This window comes from Alteripontixanthobacter muriae (assembly GCF_013336795.1).
In the GTDB taxonomy this organism is placed as follows: Bacteria; Pseudomonadota; Alphaproteobacteria; order Sphingomonadales; family Sphingomonadaceae; genus Pseudopontixanthobacter; species Pseudopontixanthobacter muriae.
This window is the reverse complement of sequence record NZ_JAAFZT010000024.1, coordinates 24053-35323: the sequence shown is the minus strand read 5'-3', so window position 1 is coordinate 35323 and position 11271 is coordinate 24053. Positions and strand designations below refer to the sequence as shown.

Sequence of the window (11271 nt, the reverse complement as noted above, 5' to 3'; positions counted from 1 at the left end):
ATCCGAGAACCAGAAGAAATTTGCCATCCACATGCCTCCTCACTGGAGGCTCATGAATCACATCCCAATGCCGCTGTGAATCCTGTTTATGGGTCCGGACCCTAATCGATCTATCGTTCGATCCCAGTGGTGACTCGAATAGGGCCCGTCAAAGCGAACGCACCTGGTTGGAAACTGAGCAGTGGGGAGGTAAGTCCGGATTAGACTCAGCGCTTAATAGCCATTGCTCTTACCAAAGCCGATGGTTGAGCAAAATTCTGAAGGAAGATCATTTGCGGAACGGCAGCTAAGCGCGCCCATAGCGGCAGACCTGACCGTCCGCTCCCGATTCAACTCCCGCCTTCCGGGTGAAGAAGCAAAATGGCGCTTACGAGCACCGATTTCGAGACCGCCGCTCCTGATTGGCCCGACGGCCTCTAGGTGCACCACAAACGAGCCCAGCAGTTGCACAGCTATTCAGCGGGCCTGGCAAACAGCTCCATAACGTCAATCTCGAGTGCCTCTGCAATCCGCTGAACGACCTGGATGGTCGGATTACGTGCGCCGCGTTCGATGCCACTGATGTAGGTGCGGTCGAACCCATGCTCGAGCGCAAAGCGCTCCTGGCTCAGACCCGTCTCGCTGCGCAGCCGGCGCAGGTTGGTCCCTACTCTCTTGCGCACGTCCATCGGCCATACTGATCAGCCGATGAGGCGGAACGAACAACGGACGATGAGTCACAGTGGAGATCTGCAGCAGACTGCAGTTCAGATGCTTATGAGTCACATTTCACTGGACTTGGTCCGGCTTAGAAGGAAGTTGGGCGCCATGAAAAAGGCTACCGGACTCCCCATTCTCATCCCTGCCGCTGGACCTTGTCAGAGGCTGGAGCGCATCCGCCTCGGCGCAGGAGTGCATGATGAAGATTGGCTGCAGAGTCTCATCTTCGATCATCCTCAGCTGCTTCCAGTCGGGCAGATCGAGCCGGGGTTCGGCGACCCCCTGCCGGTTGCGCGTGAAGTCCCCTGTGCTCACGGCTCCATCGACAACTTATACGTCACCCCGACCGGAGAAATCGTGCTCGTCGAGACCAAGCTCTGGCGCAACACGCAGGCCAGGCGTGAAGTGGTGGCGCAGGCGCTCGACTACGTTTCCGCCCTGATGAAGCTTGGCTATGAGGGCTTCGAGGCGGCAGTGCTGAAGGGAATGGTCGTTTCCGGAACCACGCTGTATGCAATTGTAGCGCAACACATTGACGCGCTCGATGAGAGCGCCTTTGTTGATGCAGTCTCGCGCAATTTGTCGCGCGGCAGAATGCTGGTGCTGGTTCTTGGCGATGGTATTCGCCGGGAAGCAGAAGCGCTTGCCGAACTCCTTCAGAGCCATGCCGGAGCGCACTTCACCTTTGCGCTTGTCGAGCTTGCCACCTGGCGCAACCCGCTAAGCGGCGACATACTTGCCGTTCCGGGCACCCTCGCCCAGACTGTGATGATCGAGCGCGGGATCCTCAGATTTGAAGGTGCCGCGCCCCCTCTCATCGAAGCGGCATCTGCGAAGAGCGAGGCCAAGCCGACCTCGCTCACCGAAGAGATGTTCATGGAGGCGCTGGGGAAGTACGACACGAGCATGCCCAAAGCCGTGCAGGACTTCCTGCAGCGGATTGAGCCGCTTGGCATAGCGCCGGAATATCTTGCCAGCCTCAATCTCAAGGTCGACCTGCCCTTCAGTGAGCGGCCGACGAACTTCGGGTACATTACGAAAACGGGCAAGTTCTGGACAGACACCCTGAGCTGGACCGCGCCAAGAGAAATCGCAATGCGATACAATGAGGCTCTGCGAAGTCTTACCGGCGGGAGCATCGTCGAAACCGACACCGGAACCATTTATCTCTCCACCAACGGCTCATCGGCGCCGAGGATCGATGCTCTACTGCCGGAGCACGCGGCTGCCTGGGCCGAGGCTATGAGCGAGGTCATCAGCGCGGCGCGGCTTGCCGAAAAGGAGGGCGTGCTCTGATGCCGCTGAAGTCGCTTCCTGATGAGACAATGGGAGATGCAAAGCTACGCATCGTCACTGACGGCTCACTCTTCCGCGGCTTCGTCCTGCGCGGCGGTCGCCGCGGCGAAGTGATCGAGGACAGTGATTTTGAGCACCTGCGCCACCGGCTGCGTTCAGAAGCCGGTCGCCTCCATCCCGATTACTTCGGGTTCGACGGTGCGATCGCGCGATTTCGCTCGTTCAATCCGCGCGGATTTGCAGATCCTGAGTACATCGAGCGAGAACGCGCATACAAGGTTGCTGCAAGCGAGCTCCTGACCTCACTGCTTCCGCTGGAGGAAGCCAGCGAGCCTACATCTGAACAGGCGGCCTCGCTGAAGAAGGTGGTCAGCAGTACCAACCTGCTCGCGCATCAGCATGAGCAGCAGCACAAGCGCGAGATGCTGGGAAGCAGTGCTGGTCCTGAACTGGTGAGCGCCGCAGCCTTGATAGCGGCAGGTAGTACGAACAGGGGCTCGCCCGCATGCGCGCAGTGGAGCCGCGAACCGGCCGAGTTTCCTGGCCCATCGCTACTTATCTTTCCTTCCTGTGGGCTCCACAAACGAACATGTTTCTGAAGCCTGCAGTGACGCAGGATTTTGCAGTTCGCGTAGGACATTCCTTTGCAGAGGAGTACCGGGCAGAACTGGATACAGAGGTGTATTGCTCCCTGCTCGACCTTGCGGCGGAGACCGAGCGGCAGACATCCCCTCTCGCTCCAGTCGACCGGATCGACATCCAGAGCTTCATCTGGGTTGTAGGCAAGTATTCCGACGCTGAGGAGAGCATTGCCCACCCGTCTGAAACAAGGACGAGCAGTGCCCCCGCTTGAACGTCCTCAGGCTATCCCTGGCAATCAGCTGAGTCTGACATGAAGCTTCGCGCAGGAAGTCAGATGGCCGAGTTCATGGAGCTCAGGATGAAGCCCGGCACATGGCAGGCCCACGGGATACCGGAAAAAGGATGCTGGATACGCAGGAGCAGGCTTGAAGAGATGCTTGCAGGCGGCGGCGAGTACGATGCTGATGAGCTCATCTACAGTCTCATGGACTGGCTGGATGTAACCGACGATCCCCTGCCTGCCCTCGCCACCCTGAGCAGGCTACTCGATCGCCACTACCCACCCGACGGGCGAACACATGCCACCTGTCACTTTGCTGACGAGACCGGCGGTGATCGGCGGTTCCTGATCGGAGCGGTCGACAAGGCTTCCGCTCTCGTCACATGGCAGCGCGACAATTTGATCTTTGCTCTGGGTCAGGCGAGCAGCGCCGAGCGCGGCCGCATCGTAATTGCAGCGCCTCGCCCCCTGCCCCTGAACGCTGCACAGCGCATTCTCGGCTTGGGCATGCAGAACTTTATGATGGAGCCTTTTGACAGCTTCCAGGGGGCCATCACCCTGAGCGGGGCCACCGGAAACTTCTACGCAGCTGAAAACGGAGAGGTCACCACCTGCTATTGGCCGCATGGTCTCGGAATTCGCGAGCAGAACGGGCAGGCCGTAGATTGCCTGCATGAACTTCATCCGCTTCCATCGGCAGGATGGCTTGCACCAAATCAGATTGCCATGCTGGTGGGCATCGCCGCTGGTTACGCCAAATGGTGACCACGGCGTACGGCAGCGGCGCCGTTGTGGACGACCAGAACCGCTGATGCGTCGTTCCGATGAGAACGCCGGGTGAAGGCTGTTAGCTGCTGGTCTGGTTTGGTATTTACGGTCTCTGCTACCGCCAGCGGGTCTCTGACCTAATCAGACGAGCCGTTCCCCGGCAGCTTTGCTTTCAGATAACAGCTACAATCCCAAACCTACTGATATACGGCTTTCAGTACTTCAGCTGGCGCTCGTAGAGGTCGCGGTAATGCTGGATGCGAGTGGCGCGATCGGGCTTGCTGGCGTGCGAGGGCGAGGCATGCCGCCCTCGAACCGCGACTGCTACCGGTGCATTTCATGTAACAGCGTTCGTCACAGTCGCACGATCAGCGATCACGGAGCGAACACCGCGCGAAGGCAGCCATCCGTCTTGTGCTTGAACATGTCGTAGCCTTTGGGCCCGTCCTCAAGCGAGAAACGGTGAGTTGCTAAAGGTGCGGGCGTCAACTCGCCGCGCTGTGCATGCTCAAGGAGACGCGGCACATAGGCTTGCCCATGCTGCTGAGCCGAGCGCAGGGTCAGACCCTTGTTGATGATCATGCCCATCGGAAACTTGTCCATTAGCCCGTAGACACCGAGAACCGAAAGAGTACCCCCCTTGCGGCACGCCATCATCGCCTGGCGGAGCGCATAGCCGCGGTCCGTCTCGAGGTAGAGGGCCTGCTTCACGCGGTCATAGGCCTGCTCCATTCCCTGCCCGCTGGCTTCCATTCCGACCGCGTCGATACATGCGTCGGGGCCACGGCCACCTGTCAGCTCCTTGAGCAATTCGACGACATCGACCTTGGTGTAGTCTATCGCGACCGCGCCAAGCGCTTCGGCCATGGCAAGCCTTTCAGGGTAGCGGTCGATCGCGATGACGCCTTCGGCACCCATGATCATGGCGCTCTGCTGCGCCATCAGCCCGACGCCGCCGCAGCCCCAGACCGCGATGATATCGCCCCGCTGGATGTTGCAGAAATCGGCCCCCATGTAGCCGGTGGGTGCGGCGTCGGAAATGAACAAGGCCGTCTCGTCGGAGACATCCTCCGGCACGATGAAGCAGTCGACATCGGCGAAGGGCACGCGGACATATTCCGCATGCGCGCCGGAGTACCCGCCGAAAGCATGGGAATAGCCATAGATTCCTGCAGTGGGATAACCGAGGATCGGTTCGGCCAGCTCGGGTTTCGGATGGCTCGTGTCGCACAGGGAGTACTGCTCCTGTGCACAATGGAAGCACTCTCCGCAGGAAACAAAGGACGGCACCACGACACGATCGCCGCGCTTGACCTTGGTAACTTCGGCTCCGACCTCGACCACCTCTCCCATGAACTCATGCCCGAGAATATCGCCTTCGCGCATCGTCGGAATGAGGCCGTCGATCAGGTGCAGGTCAGACCCGCAAGTGGTGGATAGCCCCACCTTGAGGATCACGTCCTTGGGGTTGAGGATTTTCGGGTCGGCGACCGTCTCCACCCGCAAATCGTTGACACCGTTCCAGCATAGCGCTCGCATCGCCTGTCTCCTTTACTTGTCCATGCCGCCGTTGCGAGCAGCGGGCTGGGGCTCGGTGGTCGGGATTTCACCCGTCAGCGCGAGCGCGCGAAAATTGTAGAGCGCCTTCAGCACCATCTCACGCGGCACGACGTGAAACAGCTTGGCGACGCCTTCGCCGATGAGGCCGCCCGGCGGGTCGAAGCGAACGTCAAGCGTCACTTCGGTGCCACGGTCGCCAGGAGCGGGAGCGAACTGCAATGCGCCGGCGTTCGGCACATCCGCGCCATCCAAGCTGGTCCAGGCCAAATGGTCAGACGCCTTCTCCTCGATCTGTGTGCGCCAGCGCAATGTTCGCCCGAGAGGCGCTTCCATCGACCACTGCGCAACGCGCTCGTCGATCGGTTCTACATCTGCAAAGTGGGACATGATGCGCGGCAGTGTATCGGGCGCAAGCCAAAGAAGGCGCAGGGCATCTGCAGGTCGGCCGATCGTTACAGCGGCCCTGGCGGCAAGGTCGAGGTCTTCGGGATCTTGGGCCGCGTTCATTGCAATGCTCCGTATGCTGCTGAATCCTTTACTGAACCGGCTCCGTCCCAACAGGTTCCATCGCTAAGGGCTGCAAAAAGGTACCGAGCTGCAAATGTCGATCAGCCGACGGGTGCTCTCTGTCTAGTCGCAACTTGTCTCTGATCGGCGCAGCTCTGCCCTTCTCCTGCGTGGCACAGGCCGCGAGGTTCACCTCATGAGAGGAGTTGAAGTAGCTGAATGAGCTGACAGCTTTCTTCTTGCGGGCCAAAACACCGCCCTGCCCGCCCATCTTTTACCGGCAGGTGCATCGGCTCTGAGAGAGCCCTCGGAAGGTATAGTTGCTCTTTGTGCCAGCAGAACAGCGAACTGTTAAAAGAGGGGCAGCATCAACCGTGAACCACTGTAAAGTCCTCCACCTGGATACCGGTGCTCGCGAGTTCACGCTCCCCTTGAACAAAGCCATATGCGGGGACGATCTCGTTCTTTCGGTCAGCGACCTTTGCCCAATTAGCGGAGACTTCTAGTGCGGCGTCATCTGCCCTGCCCACGGTGTAGCCATTCGTGAGAGTCACGTTGGCTGTGGCGAAATGCCCTGCACCGGCACACAGAATGGTTCGGGTTGGCGCATCTTCGCTGCAGAGGTGGACGATGCCGGGACTGACGAGCGCCGGATCAAGAGACGCCAGCGCCTCCTCGGACAACACTCCCCCCGTCATCTGCGTTGCCGCAGTTGGTGCCAGGCAGTTGACCTTTATGCCGTACTTCTCGCCTTCAATAGCGAGTGTCTGCATGAGTCCTACAAGCGCCATCTTTGCCGCACCGTAATTGGCCTGCCCGAAGTTGCCATAGAGCCCCGAGGACGAGGTCGTCATGACAATTCTTCCGTATTTCTGCGCCCGCATCCTGTCCCACACAGCTTTCGTGCAAGTCGCGGCGCCCATTAGATGAACATCAAGGACGAGGCGGAAATCTTCGAGTTCCATTTTGGCGAAACTCTTGTCCCTCAGGATACCGGCATTGTTGATCAGGATATCAATCCGGCCCCAACGGTCCACAGCAGCGGCCGCCATGCGGTCGACCGTCTCCGCGTCGGTTACAGACCCTGCCCAGCCGATCGCTTCTCCGCCGACCGATCGAATTTCGTCGACCACCGGTTCAAGCGCGGCAGACTGCAGATCATTGACCACAACCCTGGCGCCATGACGTGCGAGTTCGAGCGCATGTGCACGGCCCAGACCACCTTCGCGCGCTTTGTCGGGTGTTGCACCAAAAACTTGGCAAGGACAGCATTCGTCAGTCCAAGAACAACGCGCATCGTAGTTGCGGCTCGCCTTTGACTGCGAAGGATCGCTGCTCCCCTCCTGTTTTTGCTCATGAGCTGAAGACGCTTATGCAAGCATGCCGGTCAGGGTGGGGCTGGCAGGGACGATGGCCGCTGCGAAAACCAGCGCCGACACTGCAAGAGAGGCGGCAGCAGCGGCGAAACGGCCGCTGATGGTGTTGATGTGCTGCATGTCGAAATTTCCTCAACTTAGCATCGGCGGTCCATTCCGCCGATGAACCATGCCTTACAAAAAGCGTGCCAAATAGAGAATCCGGCTCAGTTGCGCCGTTTGGACGAAAGACCTCGCAGCGACTCTCTACAGAGATCGTGAAGATTGGTAAAATGCGCCAAGTCTTGGTCCACCGTCTCGGTTTGCAGTTTCGAGAGGTCTGAAGCTTTGTAGATGGCTTCGGAAGTCTCAACGCCTCATCACGCTGCGTTCCATGGCTGCTTGCTCAGACGGGTCCGTCAGGTGCGATCCGGCCATCATCTAGCACGCTGAGATGAAATTCAGTCACGGACAGCAGATTATGCTATTTTTTTGAGCGAAGACGCTCATTCTACTCCTATCCTAACCCACTTCAACTATGGTTCGAACAAGTGCATCATACCTACGCCTTTGAAATCCAGCCCGATGATACCGACTGTTTGGGATATGTAAGCCATGCCGCATACCTGAAATGGGTGCAGGATGCGGTGGTTGCATATTGGAGGACCGTAGCGCCTAAGGAGGTGGTCCTGAGATATCTCTGGGTAGCGCTGAAGCACCAGATTTCGTACCTTCGCCCAGCGTTGCCCGACGAGATTATCGTCGCCGAAGTACGAGCCAATCACGCCAGAGGCGCTCGGGCCCAGTTCAGCACCTTGTTTATGCGAGGTGAGGAGGTGTTAACGAATGTTCTGAGCAGCTGGTGCTGCATGGATAGCACTTCAAGGCGTCCGACCCGACCTCCGCGTCAGGTCATTCGCCTTTTCCTCACATGAAAATCGTCCCTCTGTAGATGACCGAATTGCTCTCACATGACCTCCAGATGTATCCGGCAGATAGACGCGGACGCCCTCTCGACGTCTTGTACACTCTCGCACCGCTCCGAGTGCATCAGAAATGAGCAGCCCTCTCTGGATCAGGACAGCAGAGAAGGTGACGAGAACATTTTGCGCGACCACCAGGAGGCAGCGGCGCGCCGGCCATTCGGTTTATCTGATCTTACTGCACGACCCGTCCGGCACGGGTAGGTGGGGCTTGTATGTTGGGCAGACCTCTCGTGATCCCGATTTGCGCTTCGATCAACACAAGGCCGGGTACAAAGGCAGCAGAGCAGTCCGGCGCTTCGGAGTCAGGCTGCTGCCACATCTCGTGGAGCATCTAAATCCTATGCTGGGATGGGAGTCGCTGGAAATCGAAGCAGCGCTAGCAGGGAGGCTCCGAGAAGCGGGGGTTCTGTGGATTGAAGGTGGTCACTGAGTTTTATTGGGGTGGCAGCGTGTGGCGGCTAGGTCAAAGGTCTCGAAGGCGTTGAATGTGCCTGTAGCTCAACTCTGAAATGTCATTCACTCCGGCCAATATCAGCGTTCGTTCGAATTCTTCGAAAAGAATAGACAAAGCACGGCTCACACCTGCCTCGCCCCCCGCGGACAATCCGTAAAGATAAGGGCGACCGATCGCGCAAGCTGTTGCACCGAGGGCCAGCGCTTTTACTACGTCCGATCCTCGCCGTATTCCACCATCACAGATGACGTCAGGACCATCTCCAATCGCATCGCGAACGAGACCGACCTGATTTATTGGTGCAGGTGCCCCGTCGAGCTGACGTCCGCCGTGGTTGGAAACGATGATGCCCGTCGCTCCCGACCCAATCGCCCTTTTGGCGTCCTCGGGCTTGATTATGCCTTTAACGGCCAGCGGCCCGCCCCACTCCGAAGCGAGCCATTCTACGTCACGCCAAGTAACCGAGCGATCGAACTGCCCGCCTATGTAGTCGAACAGGCTCATCGGCCCGGCGGCTAGAGCGTCAACCCGATGGCTGACATTGGCGAGATCGAACTTTGCGCCAGTTAGGGCAGGCAGCGACCAGCCAGCGCGAAGTGCGAAGCTCAATAGCGATTTAAGCGTCAATCTGGGTGGGAGTGAAAGACCGTTTACCCGGTCCCTCTCGCGGTTGCCTGCGACTGGAGTGTCAACAGTAAGCGCGAGGCCATGAAACCCAGCCTCTTTGCAACGGGAAACAAATTCGGTCGTCAGTCCGCGGTCTTTAAAACAATAAATTTGGAAAACTTTCGGGCCTTCGAATGCCGCGGCTAAATCTTCCAGCCTCGTCGTTCCCATGGTGGAGAGAGTATATAGCAGACCCTGCATCGCTGCCGCCCGGGCCACCGCCAATTCAGCATCCGCATGAAACATGCGGGTCAAGCCGGTGGGCGACAGCATGAGCGGCCATCGAACCTGCTCGCCGAACAGCGTCGTCTGTGTTCTCACGGAGGATACATCCCTAAGCACATCAGGCATCAGCTCATAATCGGCAAAGGCTGACGTGTTCCGGGTGAGCGAAATTTCGTCGTCGGCGCCTCCGTCAATGTAGTCGAATACTGGCCTTGGCAGTCTGCGTTTCGCGAGAATGCGAAGATCCTCGATGTTGTTGGCGCGCTGCAGGGACTTCAAGGCGTTGGCTCCTTGTTGCTTCAGCGAATGTCAACAATCATCCGCAAGAAGATCGAGATTGCTGAATTTGAAAGACGGCGACGGAGCATTTCCTGTGCGCTAAACCGCATCCTGCTTGAACAGATTGCCGATGGAGCGGGCGAAATGCGCATCCATTGCTTCTCGCGCTGAAACGGGTTCCTTGTTCGCTATTGCGCGAGCGACGGCCTGATGAAGCTCCAATGTTTCACTCTGCTCCGCTTCCGTCTTGCGTCCCAACCATGCCTTGGGAATGGCAATCGCCATCATCTGTTCAAAGGACCGTACAATCTGATAGAAAAGCTGGTTGCCACTGGCGAGAGCGATCGTCTGGTGAAACTCGGTGTCGGATCGTGTACGCGAATGTTCGTCCCGGCTGATCGACAATGCGTGCGCAGCCTTGAGGATTGCATCCGCCTGCTCTTCGCTTCTTCGCGTGGCAGCTAGCTCTGCAGTCTGCAATTCAAGCGTGCGCCGAACTTCCCAGACATCGGCCAAGGATACCTGCGAAGTGCTGACAGCGTGGCTGATGGACGAAGCCATAACAGAGCCGTCAATGGCACCCACCCTCGCTCTTCGGCCATTTCCGACATCTATAACCTTGAGGGCAGACAAGGTATGAAAGGCCTCGCGCATCACGGGGCGGCTGACGCCGACCTCCGCAGCGAAACTGCCTTCGCTGGGCAAATTGTCGCCTACCTTGAGGCCGTTTTCCCCGATATAGGCCCGCACTGCGGCGGCAGCAGATGCCACCAGCCCGCCTTTACCCGCTCGTGGAGCCGGATCGCTCATGCCTCAACACCCTGTTGCCGCAACGCCGTCGGCGGAAGGCCGAAGCGCCGGGCGAATGCACGGGTAAAGCTGGCATTGCTTAGATACGAGCACCGATGGGCCACGCTGGCCACCGGTATGTCACTGGAGAGGAGCATCAGGCGCGCTTCCTCCAGCCTGCGGGTACTGAGCAGATCGGCAATGGTGGTGCCGTACAATTCTCTGAACCCGCGAACAAGCTTGTCGCGATTTATGCCGACTTCGCGGGCCAGGGCAGGAATCGTCAGCTTCTCCCGCCAACGCTGGTCTATTATCCGGCGGGCTTGCACGAGGCGTACGACGTCCAATTCGGGTAGAGGGGTCTCGCCCTCAAACGGGACAAGTTCTCCTGCGCCTAAATGGGCGCATAATTGGCACAGAAGCTCGATGCTCCGAGCCAGGCGAAGCGTCTTGAGCACCTCGCCATGGCCGCCGCACTCGATGATCGACAGAGCAATCCTGTGTGCGTCGGCGGGCAGGTGCCACATGGCCGATCCCCGCAAGGAAAGAGCGAAGATACGTTGGCAGGCCCTCGCCTCGACTACCAGCACCAAAAGGCAATCCTGCAGATCCTCGAGTATGGCTTGATCCCGATAGACTACCCGTGACGGGATATCGCGGCCGACACCAGGAAAGGCGAAAACAACGGCGTCCCGCAACGGCCGATCACCGTCCGATATGCGTGGAAACTCTCCGGCCCCGACAAAACTGACCATTTCTTCCGATACGCGAACAGCGGTTTTCATGAGACAGCCCTCCACGATTCCCGGTACCACCTGCCTGATA

General features: G+C 58.7%; 13 protein-coding genes. 5 read left to right on the top strand and 8 right to left on the bottom strand.

The window, feature by feature from the left end:
• Window positions 1–452 precede the first annotated feature (452 nt).
• Window positions 453–668 carry a helix-turn-helix domain-containing protein gene (locus tag G7A66_RS08910; protein WP_174295346.1) on the bottom strand — a complete coding sequence of 72 codons (216 nt, stop codon included), beginning with the start codon at window positions 666–668 and terminating at the stop codon, window positions 453–455.
• Window positions 669–807: 139 nt separating this feature from the next.
• Here G7A66_RS08910 and G7A66_RS08905 point away from each other — a divergent pair, with 139 nt between their 5' ends.
• The 4 genes from G7A66_RS08905 to G7A66_RS08890 all read left to right on the top strand — a co-directional run bounded on the left by G7A66_RS08905 (window position 808) and on the right by G7A66_RS08890 (window position 3622).
• Window positions 808–1995 (top strand): hypothetical protein, encoded by a 1188-nt coding sequence (locus tag G7A66_RS08905; protein WP_174295345.1) that lies wholly within the window; start codon window positions 808–810, stop codon window positions 1993–1995.
• Complete coding sequence (locus G7A66_RS08900; RefSeq protein ID WP_174295344.1) at window positions 1995–2594, top strand: hypothetical protein; 600 nt, start codon at window positions 1995–1997, stop codon at window positions 2592–2594. Before G7A66_RS08905 ends, G7A66_RS08900 begins: the two co-directional genes overlap by 1 nt.
• Window positions 2585–2848, top strand: coding sequence for a hypothetical protein (locus tag G7A66_RS08895; protein WP_174295343.1), 264 nt, complete (start codon window positions 2585–2587; stop codon window positions 2846–2848). Before G7A66_RS08900 ends, G7A66_RS08895 begins: the two co-directional genes overlap by 10 nt.
• A 63-nt stretch (window positions 2849–2911) precedes the next feature.
• Complete coding sequence (locus tag G7A66_RS08890) at window positions 2912–3622, top strand: hypothetical protein (RefSeq protein WP_174295342.1); 711 nt, start codon at window positions 2912–2914, stop codon at window positions 3620–3622.
• Window positions 3623–4000: 378 nt separating this feature from the next.
• Here G7A66_RS08890 and G7A66_RS08885 read toward each other — a convergent pair whose 3' ends face one another.
• The 4 genes from G7A66_RS08885 to G7A66_RS13955 form a co-directional block, all read right to left on the bottom strand.
• Window positions 4001–5164 carry a zinc-dependent alcohol dehydrogenase gene (locus G7A66_RS08885; RefSeq protein ID WP_174295341.1) on the bottom strand — a complete coding sequence of 388 codons (1164 nt, stop codon included), beginning with the start codon at window positions 5162–5164 and terminating at the stop codon, window positions 4001–4003.
• Between the two features lie 12 nt (window positions 5165–5176).
• Window positions 5177–5692 carry an SRPBCC family protein gene (locus G7A66_RS08880; RefSeq protein ID WP_174295340.1) on the bottom strand — a complete coding sequence of 172 codons (516 nt, stop codon included), beginning with the start codon at window positions 5690–5692 and terminating at the stop codon, window positions 5177–5179.
• Between the two features lie 368 nt (window positions 5693–6060).
• Window positions 6061–6909 (bottom strand): SDR family NAD(P)-dependent oxidoreductase, encoded by an 849-nt coding sequence (locus G7A66_RS08875; RefSeq protein WP_174295347.1) that lies wholly within the window; start codon window positions 6907–6909, stop codon window positions 6061–6063.
• 153 nt (window positions 6910–7062) lie between these two features.
• On the bottom strand, window positions 7063–7188 hold the full coding sequence (locus tag G7A66_RS13955; protein ID WP_206675141.1) for a recombination protein F: 126 nt from the start codon (window positions 7186–7188) through the stop codon (window positions 7063–7065).
• Window positions 7189–7598: 410 nt separating this feature from the next.
• Here G7A66_RS13955 and G7A66_RS08870 point away from each other — a divergent pair, with 410 nt between their 5' ends.
• Complete coding sequence (locus G7A66_RS08870) at window positions 7599–7982, top strand: acyl-CoA thioesterase (protein ID WP_174295339.1); 384 nt, start codon at window positions 7599–7601, stop codon at window positions 7980–7982.
• A gap of 514 nt (window positions 7983–8496) precedes the next feature.
• Here the strand turns inward: G7A66_RS08870 and G7A66_RS08865 are convergent.
• From G7A66_RS08865 to G7A66_RS08855, 3 genes are all read right to left on the bottom strand, one after another.
• Entirely contained in the window at window positions 8497–9657 is a 1161-nt protein-coding gene (locus G7A66_RS08865) for an alpha-hydroxy acid oxidase (RefSeq protein ID WP_174295338.1), read from the bottom strand.
• Window positions 9658–9756: 99 nt separating this feature from the next.
• Entirely contained in the window at window positions 9757–10467 is a 711-nt protein-coding gene (locus tag G7A66_RS08860) for a FadR/GntR family transcriptional regulator (RefSeq protein WP_174295337.1), read from the bottom strand.
• Window positions 10464–11231: a helix-turn-helix transcriptional regulator gene (locus tag G7A66_RS08855; RefSeq protein WP_174295336.1), complete on the bottom strand. Its 768-nt coding sequence runs from the start codon at window positions 11229–11231 to the stop codon at window positions 10464–10466. The genes G7A66_RS08860 and G7A66_RS08855 overlap by 4 nt, the downstream gene beginning before the upstream one ends.
• Between the last annotated feature and the right edge of the window lie 40 nt (window positions 11232–11271).